This window comes from Variovorax brevis, assembly GCF_030317105.1.
Classification (GTDB): domain Bacteria; phylum Pseudomonadota; class Gammaproteobacteria; order Burkholderiales; family Burkholderiaceae_C; genus Variovorax; species Variovorax brevis.
The window spans coordinates 276,471-295,353 of record NZ_JASZYG010000005.1; the positions used below are offsets into that span (position 1 = coordinate 276,471).

The following is an 18,883-nucleotide window of genomic DNA, read 5'->3' on the forward strand; positions in this document are numbered from 1 at the left end:
CGTGGCGAGAGCCGTCGCGGACATCGCCCAAACCGCTTCGACGCGTCTACGATATTGGCCGCGCGGGCCCGGCACCGACGTCGGGCCACCCAAGTGGGGGTCATCATGGAAGTTGTATCGAGCGTGCTGCCGCATGTGCTGGCGCTGGACGACGATCCCGCCGTCCGCGACCTGATCGCCGAATACCTTGCCGACAACGAACTGCGCGTGACCGCGGTGGCGTCGGGCCGGGAACTGGCCGACATCATGTCGCGCGAGATGGTCGACCTGGTCATCCTGGACGTCCGGCTTCCCGGCGAGGACGGCATGCAGATCGCGCGCCGCCTGCGCGAGGAATCGCAAATCCCGATCCTGATGCTGACCGGCCGGGCGGACGAAGCCGACCGCGTGATGGGGCTGGAACTGGGCGCCGACGACTACCTGACCAAGCCATTCAGCCCGCGCGAACTGCTGGCGCGCGTGCGCGCCCTGCTGCGCCGCGCCAGGATCCGCGCCACCGTGGCCGACGAGATTTCCAAAGTGCGCGCCTACCGCTTTGGCGGGTGGGAACTGAACGTCGGCTTGCGGCGGCTGAAGTCGGCGCAGGGCGAGCCGGTGGAACTGACGAACGGCGAGTTCAGCTTGCTCACCGCCTTCCTGTCGGCGCCGCGCCGGGTGCTGACGCGCGACCAGTTGCTGGAACTCTCCCGCATGCACAACGCGGAGGTCTATGACCGTTCGATCGACGTGCAAATATTGCGCCTTCGCAGAAAGATCGAGGTCGATCCGGCGCATCCGCAGTACATCCGCACGGAGCGGGGCGCTGGCTACCTCTTTGACGCGCCTGTTGACGCGTTGAGGTAGCCAGACTCTTTCAACCGCCTCGCCGGCCCGCGGGCTCAGTGCCCCGCCTGCGTCATGTCCACGCTGCGGCTGGGCTTGGGCGCAATCCAGATCACCACCGCGGAGAGCAGGAAGGCAGCGCCCACGAGCCACATGATCTGGTTCGTCGCGAGCATCACGCTCTGGCCTTGCAGCAGGTTGTCCATCATGCTGCGCACCTGGTCGCCCGACAGGCCCGACGCGGCGAGCTTGCCGGCGGTCTCGCCCATGGGGTCCATCATCCCCACCATCTCGGCGTGCAGCGCGCTGGTGCGGTCTTCCCACATCGTGGTGACCATCGAGGTCGCGAACGCGCCGGACAGCGTGCGCATGAAGTTCTGCAAGCCGGCGCCCGCGGCCGTCTCATGCTCTTCGACGCTGCCCAGCGTGAGCGCGGTGAGCGGCACGAAGAAGAAGGGCAGGCCCAGGCCCATGAGGATCAGCGGAATCGCGATCTGCCAGTAGGTCATGTCGGTGGTCGCGACGGTGCGCAGCACCATCACCCCGGCCAACAACAGCAGCCCCGCAAAGATGAGCAGGCGCGGGTCCACCTTCGCGATCAGCTTGCCGGCAATCGGCGCGCAGAACACGGCGAGCACGCCCGACCACGCCGTCGTCAACCCCGCCCATGTGGACGTGTAGCCCATGTACGACTGCAACCACAGCGGCGTCAGCACGTTGGCACCGAACATCGCACCGAAGCCGAGCGAGATCGTGATGACACCGGCTGTAAAGCCACGATGGCGGAACACGCGCAAGTCGACGATCGGGTGCTCCTCGGTGAACTCCCAGATCAGGAAGGCCACGAAGCCCACCGCCGCGACAACCGCCAGCATGCAGATCTCCGTCGAGGCGAACCAGTCATGCTCCTTGCCAAGGTCGAGCATCAGTTGCAAGGCCGAGACGAAGACGATCAGCAGCATCAGCCCCACAGTGTCGATCGGTGCGCGCACCAGCGGCGCCTCGTAGCGCTTGAGCATGCGCCACGCGATCGGCGCGACGAACATCGCAATCGGCACGTTGATGAAGAAGATCAGCGGCCACGAGAAGCTGTCGCACAGCCACCCGCCCAAAATCGGCCCGAGGATGGGCGCGACCAGCGTCGTCATGGCCCACAAGGCCATCGCAGCGGGCGCCTTGTCCTTCGGGAAGATGCGCAGCAGCAGCGTCTGCGACAGCGGCATCAGCGAGCCACCCGAGAGGCCTTGCAGCACGCGCCCCAGCACGAGCATGCCCAGCGAGTTGGAAACACCGCAGAGCGCTGAGCAGGCGCCGAAGAGCAGCATCGCGGTGGCGAACACGCGCACCGCGCCGAAGCGCCCGGCGATCCAGCCGGTGAGCGGCACAATGATGGCCTCCGCCACCGCGTACGAGGTGATCACCCAGGTGCCCTGGCTGCTGCTGATGCCCAGGCTGCCGGCGATGTTCGGCACCGAGACGTTGGCGATCGTCATGTCCAGCACCGCGATGAAGTTCGCGGCCGCGAGCACGATGGCCGCCAGCCACAGCATGCCGCCTTGCAGCGGCGCTTCGGCTTCGCAAGCCGATGTCGAGTTTCGCGACATGGCAGGTCTCCTCAATGCACGCTGCGCGTGTCGATGGTGGCGTGCATCGACAGGCCCACCTGCAACGGACGCTTCGCCAGCTCCTGCGCATCCAGGCGGATGCGCACCGGCAGACGCTGCACGACCTTGATCCAGTTGCCGGTCGCGTTCTGCGCCGGGATGGTCGCGAAGGCCGCGCCTGTTCCGCCGGCCAAGCCTTCGACGACGCCGTGGTACGTCACCTTCTTGCCGTAACGGTCCGACGCCAGCGTGACCGGCTGGCCGACGCGCACGCGGTCGAGCTGCACTTCCTTGAAGTTCGCGTCCACATGCATGTCGCCCACCGGCACGACCGACAGCAGCGCCGCGCCGGGCTGCACTTGCTGGCCGAGTTGCACCGTGCGCTTGGCGATCACGCCGTCGACCGGCGCGCGGACCACCGTGCGTTCGAGGTTCACGCGCGCCTGGTCGCGGCGGGCGCGGGCCAGCGTGACTTCGGGGTTGGTGTCCTCCGTGGTGTCGGCGATCAGCACCGCGTTGGCTTCGCGCGAGCCGATCGCCGCCTTGTGGTTGGCGCGCGACTGGAGCGCATTCGCCTGCGCGGCCGCCAGGCTGGCCTGCGCGGTGTCGAAGGCGTTGCGCGCCTTGGTGAGTTCGTCGCCCGACACGGAGCCCGAGTCGGCGAGCGCCTGGCGCCGCGACAGGTCGACGCGTGCACGTTCGAAGTCGGCTTGCGCGGAGGCGACTTGCGCCGCGGCGCGCTGCTGGTCGGACGCGCGAGCGGCAATCTGCGCCGCCAGGCTGCTGTCGCTCGCGACGTAGCCGCGCACGCGCCGCACCGCGCGGCCGAGTTCGGCTTCGGCCTGGTCGAGTGCCAGGCGCGCATCGGTGTCGTCCAGCACGACCACGACATCGCCACGCTGCACGGCTTGCGTGTCAGCGACGCGCACTTCGCGCACGATGCCGCTGATCGCGGGCGTGACTTGCGCCGTCTCGGTCGCGGCATAGGCGTTGTCGGTCGAGATGAAGCGCGAGGCGTGGATGTACTCGTAGCCGCCATAGCCGGTGGCTGCGGTCAGCACCGTCAAGCCCAGCATCACGAAGAGACGCTTGCGGCTGGGGCCGGCGGGCTTGACGGTTTCATCCTCATGCGCGACGACGGCGTCGCCAGCGGCTTGCAGCAGGTCGGTTTTCATCTTGGACATGGTGATCTCCTGTTCAGGTTCGAGAGAGAGGGGTTCAGTTCTGTGTGGCGACGTAGCCACCGCCAAGGGCGCGCACGAGTGCGACGTCGAGCGTGAAAGCGCGTGATTGCAGGTCGCTCTGCGTGCGCAGGTTGGCCAGCAGCGTGTCTTCGGCGGACAGCACTTCGAGGTAGTTCGACAGGCCGCCTTCGTAGCGGTTGTTCTGCAGCCGCCACGCCTCGCGCGCGGCGCCCACGGCTTCGTCGGTGCGCGCCAGTTGCGGGCCGAGCGCCTTCTGGCTCACGGCTGCATCGGCCACGTCCTGCAGCGCCTGGACGACCGTGCCGTCGTAGCTCGCCACGGCCTGCGCGTAGTCGGCATTGGCACCGCCCAACTGGGCACGCAGCCGGCCGCCGTCGAAGATCGGCAGGGAGATGGCCGGGCCGATGCTGCCGATCGACGAGCCGTTCTTGCTGAGCATGTCCAGGCCGAGCGACTGCACGCCGATGAAGGCGACGAGGTTCACGTTCGGATAGAAGGCGGCGCGTGCCTGGTCAATGCGCTTGGCGGTGGCTTCCGCGCGCAGGCGGGCGGCCACCACGTCGGGCCGGCGGCCGATCAGTTCGGCAGGCAGTTGCGAGGGCAGGCCGAAGGCGCGTTGCAGGCGCACGGTCGGGCGGGAAATGCTCAGCGCGCGATCGGGTCCGGCACCGACCAGTGCCGCGATGCGGTTGCGTTGCAGCGCCAGTTGCTCCTCGATGGACAGCACCTCTGCCTGCGCCGAGGCGCGGCGCGCATCGACCTGCTTGACGCTTGGCAGGGTTTCAAGGCCGTTGTCGAAGCGGCGCGTCAGCAGATCGGCGGTCTTGCTGCGAACCGTGAGCGCGGCTTGGGCCGTGTCGAGCGCGGCATGCTGGCGCGCCAGTTCCGCATAGGCCGAGGCGATGGACGTCGCCAGGATGATCCGCGCCTGCGCCGCGTCGGCGCGCGCCGCATCGGCATCCGAGGTGGTGGCGGCCAGGGCTGCGCGGTTCTTGCCCCAGAAGTCGATCTCCCAGGAGAAGTCGAGCGTGGCGCGGCCGTAGCCGTTCCAGCCTTCGGGTGTCGCGTTGCGCGGGCTCAGGTAGTTGTAGCTCTGCTTCTGGCTGGTGATCGACGCGTTGGCGCCGACTTGCGGCATCAGTGCGGCATCGGCCGACTGCACGAAGGCTTGCGCACGGCGCAGTCGCGCGTCCGCGGCTGCCACGCTCGGTGCGTCGGCGAGCGCTTCGGCGATCAACTGGTCGAGTTGAGCGTCTTCGTAGTTGCGCCACCATGCGTCGACAGGCCACGGGGCCGGGGCGGCCGCAAAGCTCTGCGCGGTGGCGTACTGCGTGACCGGCTTGACCTGCGGTTCCGCTTCGCGCGCCGGCAGTTGGGCGCAGGCGGAGATCATGGCGGCGGTGATGGTCGCGAGCGCGGCCGAGAGGGTTCGGGTTGCCCCCGCGCCTTGCTGTGCGGGATTCGATGGCTTGTCTGTCATGGGATGTCGCGCTCCATGCGATGGGTTGCTGATGGAGGCGAATCGTGCGGACGACCGGTTGACTGCACATTTCTCGCCGGCGACCGGTGTGTGTCATTTGAAATCGGGGCGCTGCGTTTCATTTGAAATCAAGACGCGTCGCCTTCGACATGCACGCCGTGTGGTCGCCTCATAGATTTGAGCGCTCAAGCAGACAACCCAATGGAGCGCAGCGATGCAACAACTCACCTACCGCGGCACCGTCTACCCCTGGCAGTGCGACCACATGGGCCACATGAACGTCATGTGGTACACGGGCAAGTTCGACGAGGCGGGCTGGCAGTTCTTCGGCTCGCTCGGCCTCACGCCGGCCTGGCTGAAGGAGGCTGGGCGCGGCATGGCGGCGGTCGAGCAGCTGACGCAGTACCGGCGCGAGTTGCACGCGGGCGACCTGGTGTCGATCCACTCCGAACTGATCGACGTGAAGGCGAAAGTGCTGCGCATCCGCCACGAGATGCGGCGCGGTGACCAGGCGGATGACGTCGTGGCGGTGAGCACGCTCACTGCCGTGTTCATGGACGCCTCGGCACGCAAGGCCTGCGCGTTTCCGCAGGCGATGGCCGATCGGTGGCGCGAAGACGCGGGGCGCGGGCTTGCGAGCGAGAAGGAGGCCGTATGAAGACCGACCTGGAACCTGCCGGAAAGCGCACGCCTGTCGTTGCCGGCGTACGCGTCAATCTCAGGCGCACCTGGCGGTCGATGGCCGTTGTACTGTTCGAGAAGGATGGCCTCAACACCTTCTTCCAGCACGCCAGGAATGTGCTGACCGGCGCCGCCATCGTCGGCGCGGGCCTCTATGCGATCAACCACGTCGGCGTGTCGCCGCTGCGTGGCATGTGGGCGATTCACACCGCGGGCTACGCGATCGCGGCCCTGGGCGCGCTGCTGCTGGGGCTCAACCTTTTCGACGGGTTGCGCCGCTTGACGCGGCTGCGCCAGCCCCGGTTCCTGAAGTTCTCAGCGGTCCTGCTCTATGTGGCGCTGTCGATCCGGCTGACGCAGGTCATTCTTTACCTGCGAACGCCACTGTGAGCCAGGATCAGAACACGACGCTGACCGAGCCCGTCATCTTCGTGTCCTGCTTGATGCCGAAGCGGTTGTCGCCGCCGATGATCACGGCCACGTTCCAGTTGACGGGCGTGGTCGGGATCGGGCCTGACAGCGCGAGCGTCAGGTGACGAAAGGCGCTGCCGATCGGCCGGGTGCCCACGAAGCAGCCGTTGACGACGAAGGCTTCGTTGGCTGCGCAGTTCACGCCGAAGGCCGTGTCGCGTGTGCCGAGGTAGGTGCCTTCCTTGCTGTAGGTGTAGGCGCCCAGCGTGCCGGTGAAGGTCAGGTCGTAGGGCAGGGGCTGCGTGTAGACGACGCTCCAATACGTGTCGCCCTTGTTTCCCCAGACCACGTCGTTCAGCAGCGTCTGTGCGTTGACCGCGATCGGTCCATAAGTCAGGCCCAGCTTGGTCTCCAGCGCGTTGGCGTGCACGCCGTTGATGTAGACATAGCCCGTCATGCCCGCCGTGTAGCCGAGGTCGCCCACGATGTTGCCGCTGTAGGCGCCGTAGAAGTCGTTCTCGACGGACTTGGGGTGCTGGAAGTCGGTGATGCTCCGGTCGTCATACGAGCGGCCCAGTTGCTTGTACGAGTAGTTGATGGTCGAGGCCCAGTAGCCGAAGCTCCAGCCGCTCGTGTGGACGAAGTCGATGCCCCACTGCAACGCCACGCGCGACGACTCCGGCGCATCGGCGCCCGCATTGCCGAGCGGTGCGCCATTGCCGTAGGTGGTGGTCGCACCGCGCAGCACGTAGGGGTAGGCCAGGTCGATGTGCTTCGTGACGGTCCACGGACCGGCGTCGGCCGGGGCATCTGCGGGCTTGTCGGTGGACTGCGCCATCGCGCTCGTCGTGGCGAAGACGAAGACGGCGGCGGCAATGCTGCCGGGGGCGGGGCGAGGGAACGAACGCATGAGAGGCACTGGGTACTCCGGGGTTGAAAAAATTGAAATCACGTGTGGCGGCGAGCGGTGAAGCCGGTTGCGCCCAGGGTGGCCGATGCGCCGGCCAGCGACCGCTGCCAGCGTTGGGCCAGGTGCAGCAGCGGCACGTCCTGATGCGCGGGCGCGGCGAAGGTCACGCCAAAGGGCAGGCCATCCCGCAGCAAGGAGAAAGGAAGCGCCACGCCTGCGCAATCGAGCAGGTTCATGAAGTTGGTGTACAGGCCGAGCTGGCTGTTGAGGCGGACCGGCTCTTCCAGCATGGCCGCAATGCCCGGGTGGGAGGGCACGGTCGGCAGCAGCAGCACATCGACGCTGCGCCAGGTTTTCCCGCATTGCCGCTGAAGCGCGCGCAGCTGGTAGAAGGCGGCAAAAGCGTCGGCCGCCAGCGGCTTGGCGCCGCCGAGCGTGATCTCGCGCGTGACCGGAAACACGGCTTGCGGCTGCGTGTCGATGAAGTCGCGGATGGCCTGGTAGCGCTCGGCGACCCATGGACCTTCGTACAGCAGCCGTGCGGCTTCGAGAAAAGGCGCGAAATCGATGGTGGTGATTTCCGCGCCCAGCTGGCGGGCGTGATCGCAGGCCGCGTCGAAGGCTTGTGCGTAGCCAGGCTGGAAGAACTGCAGTTGATCCGCCGCAGGCACGCCGAGGCGAAAGCGTGTGGCGCTGCCGAAATCAACGCCGTGGGCTTGCGCGGGCCGCGCGTACGAATCCGCTTCGTCGTAAGCCTTGGCCACCTTGAACACGCGATGCGCATCCGCGGCCGTCAAGGCAAAGATCGAGGGTGTGTCGAGCGAGCGGCAGGCCGGCACCACGCCCGTGGTCGACAGCAGCCCGCAGGTCGGCTTCAGGCCTACGAGGTGGTTGAAGGCAGCGGGCACGCGGCCTGAGCCTGCCGTGTCGGTGCCCAGCGCGAAGCTGACCTGGCCCAAAGCAACAGCCACCGCCGAGCCGAGCTGGAGCCACCCGACACGCGCGCCGAATCGAAGGCGTTGAGGCAGGCGCCGTAGGGCGAGCGCGTGCCGTTCAGGCCGGTCGCGAACTGGTCCAGGTTGGTCTTGCCGACGGCGATGGCGCCGGCGTCGAGCAACTGTTGGACGACGAAGGCACTGGCGGGCGGCAGGTAGGCATAGTCGGGGCAACCGGCGGTGGTGGGCACGCCGGCCAGGTCGATGTTGTCCTTGATGGCGAACGGGATGCCGTACAGGGGCAGGCCTGCGGGCCCACGTTCCTGCAAGGCGCTGGCGCGTGCGCGCAGTGCGCGGGCGTCGATGCGGTGGATCCAGGCATGGTGCGTGTCCACCTCCGTCGCCGCGATGACAGCCTCGATCACGTCGAGCGGCGTGCGCGTGCCTTTGCGGTAGTCGGCCTGCAGGCTGGCAATTTCCAGCGAGAAGCCGACACGATGAATGGGGACGCGCGCGTTCACGCAGCCAACTCCGCGGCAATCCGGTCTTCTTCGGCGCGTGCGGTCGAAGGATCGGTTGCGGGCATCAGCACCACCACCTCTTGTCCGGCCCCGACTGCTGCGCCTTCGGTGCAGCGCACGCTGTGCACACGGCCTGTAAAGGGCGCCGTCACTGCGAATTCCATCTTCATGGATTCGACGACCACCAGCGTGTCGCCTTGCGCCACGACGTCGCCTTGATGCACCGCGACCTTCCAGACGCTGCCGGGGACCTGGCTGCAAATGGCGCTGGCACCCTCGGGCAGGTCGAGCGCGTCATCTGCAGGCGTGGTGAGTGAAGCTTCGTCCACGTATTCGGCCTGCCCCTGCACGCGCCAGCGCTCGCGTTCGGCCTCGAAGGCCAGCTGTTGCGTGGTCTTGAAGCTGGCGATGTCTTCTGCGTTGCCATCCAGAAACTCGCGGTACTCGCGCATGCTGAATTCGCCCGGTTCGATGCGCACCGGGTAGCGGCCCGCGGGGAAATCGCTGCGGATGCGCAGCAGCTCTTCCTCACCGACCGGGTAGAAGCGGATCTGGTCGAAGAAGCGCAGCAGCCAGGGCTTGCCTGCTTCGAAGGCGGCGGCGCCGCTGGACGCATCGCGCCAGCGGTTCCACATCTGCAGCGTGCGCCCGACGAACTGGTAGCCGCCGGGGCCTTCCATCCCGTAAACGCACATGTAGGCCCCGCCGATGCCCACCGCGTTCTCCGGTGTCCAGGTGCGCGCCGGGTTGTACTTGGTGGTGACGAGGCGATGACGCGGATCGACCGGCGTGGCGACCGGTGCGCCGAGGTATACGTCGCCCAGGCCGAGCACGAGGTAGCGCGCGTCGAACACGATGCGGTGCACGTCCTCGATGCTGTCCAGCCCGTTCATGCGGCGGATGAACTCGATGTTGCTCGGGCACCAGGGCGCGTCGGGGCGCACCGATTGCATGTACTTGTCGATGGCCAGCCTGGTTGCGCTGTCGTCCCACGAGAGCGGCAGGTACACGGTGCGCGAAGGCACGGTCAGGTCGTCGGTGTCGCCGAATTCGTCGTCGGCCAAGGCAATGGCGTCGATCAACGCGGCGCGATCGACGCGGCGCGGGTCATAGTGCAGCTGCAGCGATCGGATGCCCGGCGTGAGGTCGATGATGCCGTCGATGCCTTGGGCTTGCAGGGCAGCGTGCAGTGAATGGATGCGCATGCGCAGCGCGATGTCGAGTTGCAACTCGCCGAGTTCGACCAGCAAATAGCGGTCGCCGGCCTGCCGCACGACCAACGCGGGGCGGCCCGTGGAGGCTTCGCGCTCGAAGACGACCGGCGATGCGAGGTGCGACGCATCCTGCGCGCGGCCCACGAAAGCGGGTGCCGCCGGCGCCTGCAGTTCGTGGACCCAACGGTCCTGCGCATCCTGCAGCGCCAGCGCCTCGGCTTGCGATACGCAGCGAAAGCGCACGCTGTCACCGGGACGCAGTTGCCCCAGCTTCCAGCGCTCGGCCGCCACCACCACCGCAGGGCAAACGAAGCCACCGAGGCTCGGACCATCGGGGCCGAGGATCACGGGCATGTCGCCGGTGAAGTCGATCGCGCCGATGGCGTAGGCGTTGTCATGGATGTTCGACGGGTGCAGGCCCGCCTCGCCGCCATCGCGACGCGCCCAGGTGGGCTTGGGGCCGATGAGTCGCACGCCGGTGCGGCTCGAGTTGTAGTGCACCTCCCAGGGCGTGTCGAAGAAGGTCGCGATGTCGCCGTCGGTGAAGAAGTCGGGCGCGCCATGCGGGCCGTACAGCACGCCGATTTCCCATGGCGTGGCGCCTTGCGCGTAGGTCGGCACTGCGGCGGCGTCGAGCGTGAGGTGCGCAGGCGCAAGCGCCTGCTCGCCGACGTGCAGCATGTCTCCGGTGCGCAGCGTGCGGCCGCCGTGGCCGCCGAATTGGCCCAGCGTGAAGGTGGAGCGACTGCCGAGATAGGCCGGCACGTCGATGCCGCCGCGCACGGCCAGGTAGGCGCGGCTGCCGCCCGTCGATTCGACTGCGCCGATTTTCAGGACGCTGCCGGCTTTCACGTGCGTGGCCTGCCAGAGGCGCACCGGTTGCGCGTCGAGCGTGACGCGCATCGCCGCGCCACACACCGCGATCACGGCGTCGTGGTGAAAGCGAAGGGTCGGGCCGCTCATCGTGCATTCGAGGCCGGCGGCGTCGCTGTCATTGCCGACGATGCGGTTCGCCAGGCGGAATGCGAGGTCATCCATGGGACCGGAGGGCGGCACGCCGACGTCCCAATAGCCTTGGCGGCCGGGCCAGTCCTGCACGGTGGTCTGCACGCCCGCTTCGAGCACTTCAAAGGCCTTGGGCTGGTAGCTGAAGTCGGCCAGCGATCGCGTGACGATGCGGCCTTCGACGAAATCCGCCGATGCGGAGATGGCGCGCAGGTAGCGCAGGTTGGTCTCGATGCCCGCCAGCCGCGTGCTCGCCAGCGCGGCTTGCAACTTTTGCACGGCATCGGCCCGGTCGCGTCCGGTGACGATCAGCTTGGCGATCATCGGGTCGTAGTTGGGCGGCACTTCACTGCCGGTGGCGACCCAGGTCTCGATGCGTGTGTCGTCGGGGAAGGCCACTTCGGTCAGGCGTCCGGCGCTCGGCTGGAAGTTGCGTGCCGGGTCTTCGGCGTAGAGGCGCACCTGGATCGAGGCGCCTTGCGCTTCGGGTGCAGACAGCGCAAAAGACTCGCCGCGTGCAAGCCGAACCATCCAGCCCACGAGGTCGATGCCGGTGACCTGTTCGGTGACGCCATGCTCCACTTGCAGGCGGGTGTTGACTTCCAGGAAGTAGAAGGCCTGCGTGTCGGCGTCGAGCACGAATTCCACCGTGCCGGCGGAGCGGTACGACACTGCCTTGCCCAGCCGAACCGCCGCATCCAGCATCGCCGTGCGCGTTGCCGCATCGAGGTGCGGCGCTGGGGTTTCTTCAACGACCTTCTGGTTGCGACGCTGCGCCGAGCAGTCGCGCTCTCCCAGCGCGATGACATGGCCTGCGCCGTCGCCGAACACCTGCACTTCGATGTGCCGCGCGCGCTCGACGAACTTTTCGAGGAAGAGGCCCGCGTCCTTGAAGTTGGCTTGCGCCAGGCGCTGCACCGCTTCGAAGGCAGGCGCCAGTTCGGCTGCGTCACGCACCAGCCGCATGCCGATGCCGCCGCCGCCGGCCGTGCTCTTGAGCATCACCGGGTAGCCGATGCGCTCGGCTTCGGAAAGGGCAGAGCCGAGGTCAGCCAGCAGTCCGCTGCCCGGCAGCAAGGGCACGCCATGTTCTTCAGCGAGCGCACGCGCCGTGTGCTTGAGGCCGAAGGCGAGCATTTGTTGCGCGGTCGGCCCGATGAAGGCGATGCCCGCGGCTTCGCAGGCCTGCGCAAAGCCGGGGTTTTCGGAGAGGAAACCGTAGCCCGGATGAATGGCGCCGGCACCCGTGTCGCGCGCCACCGCCAGGATGCGATCCGCGTCGAGGTAGCTCTGCGCCGCCGGCGCCGGGCCGATGCACACGGCCTCGTCGGCCTGCTGCACGTGCGCGGAATCGGCGTCCGCTTCCGAGTACACCGCAACGGATTTCAGGCCGAGCGCACGAAGCGTACGGATGATGCGGCACGCGATCGCGCCACGATTGGCGATCAATACTTTGTCGAACATGATGTGAAGAACCTCGTTGGCGAGTCGTCCCGCCAGTTGTTCATGCATGCCGGGGTCGTCCCCGGCACGGCGCCTCGTTGCGAGGCGCGTGGTCCGCTAATCCCAGATCAGCAACTCGGCCGGGGTCGGGTTGTACGCATTGCAGGGGTTGTTCAACTGCGGGCAGTTGGAGATCAACACCAGCACGTCCATCTCCGCCAGCAACTCGACGTATTTCTGCGGCGCGGAAATGCCATCGGCAAAGGTGAGGCCACCTTCGGGCGTCACCGGCACGTTCATGAAGAAGTTGATGTTGGCGCCGATCTCGCGCTTGCCCAGGCGCGTGTCGTGCGCGCAGGCCCGCAGGAAGTTGTCGCGGCAGCTGTGCATGTAGCGCTTGCCGAGGGCATAGCGCACGCTGTTGCTCTCCTGCGCGCAGGCGCCGCCGAGGGTGTCGTGCCGGCCGCAGGTGTCGGCGACGACGGTCAGCATGCGATTGCCCTGGTTCGAATACAGGACCGTGCCCGTCGTGATGTAGAGGCTCTTTTGCCGGCGCAAGGTGCGCTGCGCGTCGAAGCGTTCGCTGCGGTCGTGCAGGTTGAAGAAAAGCGTGTCCACCGCCTGGTTGCCTTCGAGGTCGAGGATGCGCAGTGTCTGGCCGGCCTTGAGTTCCTTCACCCACGGCTCGCCGGCGGCAACGGTTTCGCGGAACACGGCCGTCTCGGGCGTGCGGGGGCTGGCAGTCAGTTGTGTTGTCGTCATGTCGGGCCTCACAGGTAAAGGCGGTCGGTGTTGATGAAGCCGCGCTGGTTCTCCTCGCAGGACAGGCGGCAGATCTCGGCCACGGAGGCGTCGGCGCGCTCCAGTTGCATGCGAACCGGCTTGGGCGCATACACGTCGCTGGGGTCCAGCGGGTGCTGGATCGCGGTGAGCACGATCAGCGTGTCCATGGGCGCATAAAGCTCGACCAGATCGCCGGCCTTCGAGTTGCCGGACGAGAAACGGAAGCCGCCGTCCTCGCGCACGTCCACGCGGCTGAAGAGGTTGAGCGTCATCTGCAGGTCCGAGATGTTCAGGCCCCACTTGCCCATCTCGACCAGCAGGTTGTCCTGCCCGTTGCGATGGAATCCGTTGCGCAGTTCCTGGTAGCGGCCGTGGCCGTACTGCACTTCGACCTCGGCCGCATCCGATACGCCGCCGATCGGGTCATGCCAGCCGCAGGTGTCGCGCACGATGGCGGCCAGCACGCGGCCCATGTCGGAGTAGAGGCAATGGCCAGCGGTGAGCTTCGCCGTGTGCTGGCACTTGAGCGTGTCGGGCAGGTTGAGGCGCTCGCTCTTCTCGTGAGCGTTGAGCATCAGCAGGCTGACGTTGGCTCCCCCCTCGATGTCGGTGATGCGCAGCGACTGGCCGCGCTTGACGATGAGCGAGGTGTGTCCGCCGCCCGGGATGGTTTCTTCAAGCAATGACGACATGGAGGTTCCCTTGTTCGATGTTGTGGGCGGGCCGTGGCAGCCCTCGCTCGATGGCGGCTTTCGCGAGCGACAACTGGCCGTTGGCGTCGCCACCACGGTCCAGCGGAATGTCGTAGGTGATGCGTGCGCCGTACGCGCCCGGCGCCTGCGGATCGATGCGGCACTTGTCGAAGACCAGCATGCGGCTGCCCAGCGCGAAGCCTTCCTTGAGGTCGTGCGTGACCATGAAAATGGTCAGCCCGGTCTCGCGCCAGAGGCCCAGCAGCAACTCGTGCATGTCGCGCCGCACGCCGGGGTCCAGCGCGCCGAAAGGCTCGTCGAGCAGCAGGATGCGCGGCTTGGTGATGAGCGCTTGCGCAATCGCCAGCCGCTGCTGCATGCCGCCCGACAACTGGCTCGGGTACTTGTGCAGCGACGCACCAAGGCCCACGCGCTCCAGCATCGCCACCGCTTCGTCCCGCGCGGCCTTGCGCTTGGCACCGAAGAGCTTGCCGACGAAGGGCGACGCCGGCAGTTCCAGGCCGATCATCACGTTGCGCAGAACATCCAGATGCTCGAACACCGAGTATCGCTGGAACACCACGCCGCGGTGCCGGTCCGGCTCCGAGGGCAGGGCCTTGCCGTCCAGCAGGATGCTTCCCTTGCTGCATTGCTCCTGCCCCAGCAGCAGCCGCAGGAAGGTGGACTTGCCGCAGCCCGAGGCGCCGACCATCGAGCAGAACTCGCCTTCCTTCACCGTGAGGTTCAGCCGCTCCAGCACGACCTGGTCGTCGTAGCTTTTCCAGACGTTGCGTACTTCAAGCATGGCGTGCTCCTCCGAACCACGGAAAGGCGCGCTTCGTGATGAAGGCCAGCGCCAGGTCCATGAGCCAGGCGAGCAGGGTGATCCACACCACGTAGGGCAGGATCACGTCCATCGCCAGGTAGCGCCGCACCAGGAAGATCCGGTAGCCCAGGCCGTCGGTGGACGCAATCGCTTCCGCGGCGATCAGGAAGAGCCATGCCGAGCCCAGCGACAGGCGCAGCGCGACCAGCAGGCGCGGCACCAGTTGCGGCACGATCACGCGCAGGATCAGCGTCCAGCTGTTGGCGCCCAGCGTCTGCGCTTTCACCCACACCTCGCGCGGGATCTCGTTGGCACGCTGCTGCAGGTCGCGCACCATCACCGGCGTGATGCCGATGACGATGAGCACCACCTTCGACAGTTCATCGAGCCCGAACACGATGAACAGGATCGGCAGCACCGCCAGCGGCGGGATCATCGAGATCACCGTCACGAAGGGCGAGAAGCTGGCCGCGAAGAACGGAAAGCTGCCCAGCAGGATGCCCGCGACAAGCGCCAGCACCGCACTGACGGCCAGCCCGATGCCCAGGCGCTTCAGGCTCGCCCCGGTGTCGACCCACAGCAGGTAGTCGCCGGTGCGCTTGTCCTCGGTGAAGGCGTACTGGTGGATGGCTTCCGTCATCTGCACCGCACTGGGCAGCAGCTTGTCGTCGGGGTTGTCCGCCAGCCGCGCCGTCGACCCGAGGAAGTAGACGGCCAGGAGAATGACGAACGGCATCAGCAGGAGGAACACGGCGTTCCCTCGACCGGGTCGTCGATTGATGAGGCGCATGGCGCAGGCCCTCGCGGTTGCGTTGTTGGAATCGGTTTAGAGCTTGCCTTCGGCCGCCATGCGGACGTAGCTCTGGTCGAAGCGCAGCTTGAGGTTGTTCTTGTTGCCCACGACGGCGCCGCCGTCGAAGGCCATGCCGATGGCATCGGGGCTCTTCACGCCCTGGCCGAGAATGCCGTGGTCGAAGGAGAACTTCGCGACGCGGCTCATGATCTTGGGCATGTCGGGGCTGGTCGCGAACTTCAGCGCCGCTTGCGGCGTGTAGAAGAGGGCGGTGGTCGACAGCTGTGCCTTGAAGCCCGCGAGGTCGGTGCCCGAGGCCTTGGCCATCGCGGTGAGGGACCTGGTCGCGCGATCGTCCTTGGCGGTCATGACCGACATCATCTCGAACCACGCGCCCGTCAGCGCCTTGCCGAAGTTGGGGTTGTCGTTGAGCGTCTTCGTGTTGACGACCATCATGTCCATCAGCTCGCCGGGCAACTGGTGCGAGGTGTAGACCAGCGATGCGTCCTGCCCGTCGGCCAGCGTGGAGAGCATCGGGTTCCACGTCACCGCATTCTTCACCGAAGGCGTGGCAAAGGCCGCCACGATGTCGGCGTCACTGGTGTTGACCACCTTGATGTCGCGTTCGCTCATGCCCACCGATTCGAGTGCGCGCGCCAGGAAGTAGTGCGACACCGAGAACTCGACCAGGTTCACCGTCTGGCCCTTGAGGTCCTGCAGCTTCTTGTTCTTGCCCTTGATGACGATGCCGTCGTTGCCGTCGGAATAGTCGGCCACGATGATGGCGGTCGAGTCGACGCCGCCGGCGGCCGGGATGGTCAGCGCATCCATGTTGGCCATGGCGCAGCCGTCGAACTTGCCCGCGGTGTACTGGTTGATCGACTCCACATAGTCGTTGAGTTGCACGACGCTGATGTTGACGCCGTACTTCTTGCCCCACTTCGCGAAGATGCCCTGCGCCTGCGCTTCGGCCCAGGGCATGAAGCCGGCATAGATGGAGGAGCACACCTTGAAGTCGGTGCGCGGCGCTGCTGCGACTGCGGATTGCAGGCAGGCCAGGGTGGCGAGGCACAGCGTCGCGCTGCTGATGAATCTGGAAAGCTTTGACACGTTGGATCCTCAAGTAGGGTGAAACAGAAAAGCCCGGGAGCGGCGCGGTCTTGCGATCGCGTCCATCTCCCGGGCTTTTGTCCCGCCGTGTAACCCCTACCGAGGTCGACAGCTCTCGGACCAGCGTTCGCCTGGTCAGCGAACCGGAACCCTAGCCATCCATTTGCAAATTGTGCGTGTCAACCGGTTTGTCGCCGGCTCCCGCAATGGTTGCAGCAGGAGTCGTGCCAACTATTGGATGGGTCTGGAGCGGGGTTCGGTGCGTGCGTTGCCCCCGATTGGTGCTGGGCGAGCCGCGGCGTCACGAACTTGGTGCGACGAAGCGCATCAACGGCAGGCCTGAAATCTGCTTTTGTCTTCGCTCTCTCGCGCGATGCGAGCCAGGACGACTTGGGCCTTTTGTACTCACGCAAAAGGCAGACATGCTGGACGGCCAGACACTCATCAACAAAGGAGCTTCACAGTGTCGGGACCCAGCAGAAAACACACCGCCTTCCAGGCCTTGCCGGTGGTGGACATCACCAGCCTCCATTCCCCCCATCTGCACGAACGCCAGCAGGCCGCCGACCAGCTCGGCCAAGCCGCACGCGATGCGGGCTTCTTCTATCTCACGGGCCATCGCGTCAGCGAGTGCAGCATCGAGGCACTCATCGAACGCGCGAAGGCCTACTTCGCGCAGCCGCATGAAGTGAAGATGCGCAACTACATCGGCGAATCGACCAACCACAGCGGCTACGTGCCGGAAGGCGAAGAGCGCTTCAGCGAGAACGTGATCGACCGCAAGGAAGCGTACGACGTCGGCTTTGACCATGAGTCGGTGGAAGGACGCAGGCCGCTGCTGGGGCCCAACCGCTGGCCCGAGATGCCCGGCTTCAGGGAGGACGTCAGCGCCTACTACAAGGAAGTGCTGGCCCTGAGCAAGCTGCTGTTCCGCGGCTTTGCACTCGCGCTCGGCGTGGAAGAAGACCGCCTGGTGCGCCACGTGAACCAGCCGCCGAGCCAACTGCGTTTGATCCACTACCCCTTCGACGAAGTGCCGAAGGGCGAAGGGCAAGGCATCGGCTCGCACACCGACTACGAGTGCTTCACCATCTTGCTGCCGACCGCGCCGGGGCTGGAAGTCATCAACGGGGCGGGCGAATGGATTTCCGTGCCGGTGATGCCGGGCGCCTTCGTCATCAACATCGGCGACATGCTCGAAGTGCTGTCCAACGGCGCCTTCGTGGCCACGCGCCATCGCGTGCGCAAGGTGCCGCAAGAGCGCTATTCCTTTCCGCTCTTCTGCGCCTGCGACTACGACACCGTCATCGAACCCATCGTGCCGCGCGCTGCGCAGGACGGCCCGAGCCCCTACACGCCGTTGAATTGCGGCGACCACATCTACGCGCAAACGCAGCAGACCTTCACCTACCTCAAGCAACGCATCGCACGCGGCGAGCTGAAGCTGCCCGAGGGCGCGCGCACGGTGGACAGCTTCGGCCGCAAGGCAGAGGTGGTGCTGTGATGCACTTGCTCGAACTCATCGAGCGCCACCCGCGCCGTCCGGCGCAACAAGTGCCCGAGTGGATGATGGGCCTGTATCGCCGTCACTGCATCGCCTTTGCCGATGGCAGCAGCGACATCGAGACGCAGGTGTTCTGGCTGCAGAGCCGAAATTTCTCGATCGACCTTCGCCTGCCGCGCAATGACGGGTTGGTCGCGTTGGCAAAGCCGTGGGCGGCGTATTCGAAGGCCGAACTGGAAGTGCTCGGCAACTACGAGGGATGGGTTGCCGAATCGGTATGGGATGGCGCGCAACTCGTGTGGCGCGAACCCACTGCCCTGCAGCTGCACGATCGCTGGCCCGAGCCGGCGCCCTTGCAGCGCGTTGGCAACTGCATGGTCGAGTTCGCGCCGAGCGGTGCGTACGTCGAGGATTGGCGCCTGCAGCCTTCGGCGCCCGGTCCGCTGGTGGGCCTGCGCCTGCTGGAAGAGAAGGAGATGGGCACCGGCCGCGTGCTGCACCGCGGCGGCGGCCTCATCGTCAGCGGCAAGCACGCGGGGCTTGTGCTCGGGCGCGTGGAGCCACCCGCCGGGCAGGGTTCATTCCTCGAACAGGTGCTGACGGCCGCAGGCAACGAGCAGGGCTTGCGTGGCCTGTTCAACTTCGAAACTTCCATCGCCCGCGGCTCCGTGCAGGACGGTTTCATCACCACGCATTCGACGCTGCCCGGTCGTGTGGGGCAGCCGGTCTTCGCGCTCGATGGCTTCAGCGTGGACGCCGACGGCATCGTGCATCAGTTGGTGAAGCGCGGCGGCATCACGTGCGAGCGCCGCTTCGAAGTCGATGTGATCAAGGCCGGCATGGCATGGCCGCAGTCCACTGCGCAAACGGATTCGGCACGCGACTGGCGACATCGCGAATCGGCCACGCTCGGCCGCTACACGCATTCATTGATCTGAAAGGAC

Annotated in this window: 15 protein-coding genes, 1 pseudogene and 1 riboswitch; of the genes and pseudogenes, 5 read left to right on the plus strand and 11 right to left on the minus strand. The window is 66.6% G+C overall.

Going from position 1 to position 18,883, the window contains the following annotated elements; translation table 11 throughout:
- Positions 1 to 105: 105 nt before the first annotated feature.
- Complete coding sequence (locus QTI66_RS17715) at positions 106 to 843, plus strand: response regulator (RefSeq protein WP_286561144.1); 738 nt, start codon at positions 106 to 108, stop codon at positions 841 to 843.
- A 35-nt stretch (positions 844 to 878) separates the two neighbouring features.
- On the opposite strand, the gene QTI66_RS17720 is transcribed toward QTI66_RS17715, so the two are convergent.
- From QTI66_RS17720 to QTI66_RS17730, 3 genes are all read right to left on the minus strand, one after another.
- On the minus strand, positions 879 to 2,426 hold the full coding sequence (locus QTI66_RS17720; protein ID WP_286561145.1) for a DHA2 family efflux MFS transporter permease subunit: 1,548 nt from the start codon (positions 2,424 to 2,426) through the stop codon (positions 879 to 881).
- 11 nt (positions 2,427 to 2,437) lie between these two features.
- Positions 2,438 to 3,502 carry an HlyD family secretion protein gene (locus tag QTI66_RS17725; protein WP_286561504.1) on the minus strand — a complete coding sequence of 355 codons (1,065 nt, stop codon included), beginning with the start codon at positions 3,500 to 3,502 and terminating at the stop codon, positions 2,438 to 2,440.
- Positions 3,503 to 3,644: 142 nt separating this feature from the next.
- Positions 3,645 to 5,111, minus strand: coding sequence for an efflux transporter outer membrane subunit (locus QTI66_RS17730; protein WP_286561146.1), 1,467 nt, complete (start codon positions 5,109 to 5,111; stop codon positions 3,645 to 3,647).
- A gap of 214 nt (positions 5,112 to 5,325) precedes the next feature.
- Between QTI66_RS17730 and QTI66_RS17735 the strand changes: the two genes are divergently transcribed.
- Together QTI66_RS17735 and QTI66_RS17740 are read left to right on the plus strand one after the other, a co-directional pair.
- Positions 5,326 to 5,769, plus strand: coding sequence for an acyl-CoA thioesterase (locus tag QTI66_RS17735; protein ID WP_286561147.1), 444 nt, complete (start codon positions 5,326 to 5,328; stop codon positions 5,767 to 5,769).
- Positions 5,766 to 6,182, plus strand: coding sequence for a hypothetical protein (locus QTI66_RS17740; RefSeq protein WP_286561148.1), 417 nt, complete (start codon positions 5,766 to 5,768; stop codon positions 6,180 to 6,182). Before QTI66_RS17735 ends, QTI66_RS17740 begins: the two co-directional genes overlap by 4 nt.
- 7 nt (positions 6,183 to 6,189) lie before the next feature.
- Here QTI66_RS17740 and QTI66_RS17745 read toward each other — a convergent pair whose 3' ends face one another.
- The 8 genes and pseudogenes from QTI66_RS17745 to QTI66_RS17780 all read right to left on the minus strand — a co-directional run bounded on the left by QTI66_RS17745 (position 6,190) and on the right by QTI66_RS17780 (position 16,435).
- Positions 6,190 to 7,113: a TorF family putative porin gene (locus QTI66_RS17745; RefSeq protein WP_286561149.1), complete on the minus strand. Its 924-nt coding sequence runs from the start codon at positions 7,111 to 7,113 to the stop codon at positions 6,190 to 6,192.
- Between the two features lie 38 nt (positions 7,114 to 7,151).
- Positions 7,152 to 8,569: pseudogene (gene atzF, locus QTI66_RS17750) on the minus strand (allophanate hydrolase).
- Positions 8,566 to 12,300 carry an urea carboxylase gene (uca, locus tag QTI66_RS17755; protein ID WP_286561150.1) on the minus strand — a complete coding sequence of 1,245 codons (3,735 nt, stop codon included), beginning with the start codon at positions 12,298 to 12,300 and terminating at the stop codon, positions 8,566 to 8,568. The pseudogene atzF and the gene uca overlap by 4 nt, the downstream one beginning before the upstream one ends.
- A 48-nt stretch (positions 12,301 to 12,348) precedes the next feature.
- Complete coding sequence (locus QTI66_RS17760) at positions 12,349 to 12,993, minus strand: urea amidolyase associated protein UAAP2 (protein ID WP_286561151.1); 645 nt, start codon at positions 12,991 to 12,993, stop codon at positions 12,349 to 12,351.
- 8 nt (positions 12,994 to 13,001) lie between these two features.
- Positions 13,002 to 13,706, minus strand: coding sequence for an urea amidolyase associated protein UAAP1 (locus QTI66_RS17765; RefSeq protein WP_286561152.1), 705 nt, complete (start codon positions 13,704 to 13,706; stop codon positions 13,002 to 13,004).
- Complete coding sequence (locus QTI66_RS17770) at positions 13,690 to 14,511, minus strand: ABC transporter ATP-binding protein (RefSeq protein ID WP_286561153.1); 822 nt, start codon at positions 14,509 to 14,511, stop codon at positions 13,690 to 13,692. The genes QTI66_RS17765 and QTI66_RS17770 overlap by 17 nt, the downstream gene beginning before the upstream one ends.
- Positions 14,504 to 15,322, minus strand: a complete 819-nt coding sequence (locus tag QTI66_RS17775; protein ID WP_286561154.1) for an ABC transporter permease — start codon at positions 15,320 to 15,322, stop codon at positions 14,504 to 14,506. The genes QTI66_RS17770 and QTI66_RS17775 overlap by 8 nt, the downstream gene beginning before the upstream one ends.
- A gap of 36 nt (positions 15,323 to 15,358) precedes the next feature.
- Positions 15,359 to 16,435: a putative urea ABC transporter substrate-binding protein gene (locus QTI66_RS17780; protein ID WP_286561155.1), complete on the minus strand. Its 1,077-nt coding sequence runs from the start codon at positions 16,433 to 16,435 to the stop codon at positions 15,359 to 15,361.
- A 64-nt stretch (positions 16,436 to 16,499) separates the two neighbouring features.
- Positions 16,500 to 16,601, minus strand: a riboswitch (guanidine-I (ykkC/yxkD leader).
- Between the two features lie 297 nt (positions 16,602 to 16,898).
- Between QTI66_RS17780 and QTI66_RS17785 the strand changes: the two genes are divergently transcribed.
- Entirely contained in the window at positions 16,899 to 17,939 is a 1,041-nt protein-coding gene (locus tag QTI66_RS17785; RefSeq protein WP_286561156.1) for an isopenicillin N synthase family dioxygenase, read from the plus strand.
- Positions 17,939 to 18,877 carry a hypothetical protein gene (locus QTI66_RS17790; protein WP_286561157.1) on the plus strand — a complete coding sequence of 313 codons (939 nt, stop codon included), beginning with the start codon at positions 17,939 to 17,941 and terminating at the stop codon, positions 18,875 to 18,877. The genes QTI66_RS17785 and QTI66_RS17790 overlap by 1 nt, the downstream gene beginning before the upstream one ends.
- Positions 18,878 to 18,883 lie beyond the last annotated feature (6 nt).

What these genes read in the sequence shown, in the direction of transcription:
- QTI66_RS17715 (WP_286561144.1), top strand. Translation starts at nt 106, where the DNA reads ATGGAAGTTGTATCGAGCGTGCTGCCGCATGTGCTGGCGCTGGACGAC.
- QTI66_RS17720 (WP_286561145.1), bottom strand. Translation starts at nt 2,426, where the DNA reads ATGTCGCGAAACTCGACATCGGCTTGCGAAGCCGAAGCGCCGCTGCAA.
- QTI66_RS17725 (WP_286561504.1), bottom strand. Translation starts at nt 3,502, where the DNA reads ATGCTGGGCTTGACGGTGCTGACCGCAGCCACCGGCTATGGCGGCTAC.
- QTI66_RS17730 (WP_286561146.1), bottom strand. Translation starts at nt 5,111, where the DNA reads ATGACAGACAAGCCATCGAATCCCGCACAGCAAGGCGCGGGGGCAACC.
- QTI66_RS17735 (WP_286561147.1), top strand. Translation starts at nt 5,326, where the DNA reads ATGCAACAACTCACCTACCGCGGCACCGTCTACCCCTGGCAGTGCGAC.
- QTI66_RS17740 (WP_286561148.1), top strand. Translation starts at nt 5,766, where the DNA reads ATGAAGACCGACCTGGAACCTGCCGGAAAGCGCACGCCTGTCGTTGCC.
- QTI66_RS17745 (WP_286561149.1), bottom strand. Translation starts at nt 7,113, where the DNA reads ATGCGTTCGTTCCCTCGCCCCGCCCCCGGCAGCATTGCCGCCGCCGTC.
- uca (WP_286561150.1), bottom strand. Translation starts at nt 12,300, where the DNA reads ATGCATGAACAACTGGCGGGACGACTCGCCAACGAGGTTCTTCACATC.
- QTI66_RS17760 (WP_286561151.1), bottom strand. Translation starts at nt 12,993, where the DNA reads ATGACGACAACACAACTGACTGCCAGCCCCCGCACGCCCGAGACGGCC.
- QTI66_RS17765 (WP_286561152.1), bottom strand. Translation starts at nt 13,706, where the DNA reads ATGTCGTCATTGCTTGAAGAAACCATCCCGGGCGGCGGACACACCTCG.
- QTI66_RS17770 (WP_286561153.1), bottom strand. Translation starts at nt 14,511, where the DNA reads ATGCTTGAAGTACGCAACGTCTGGAAAAGCTACGACGACCAGGTCGTG.
- QTI66_RS17775 (WP_286561154.1), bottom strand. Translation starts at nt 15,322, where the DNA reads ATGCGCCTCATCAATCGACGACCCGGTCGAGGGAACGCCGTGTTCCTC.
- QTI66_RS17790 (WP_286561157.1), top strand. Translation starts at nt 17,939, where the DNA reads ATGCACTTGCTCGAACTCATCGAGCGCCACCCGCGCCGTCCGGCGCAA.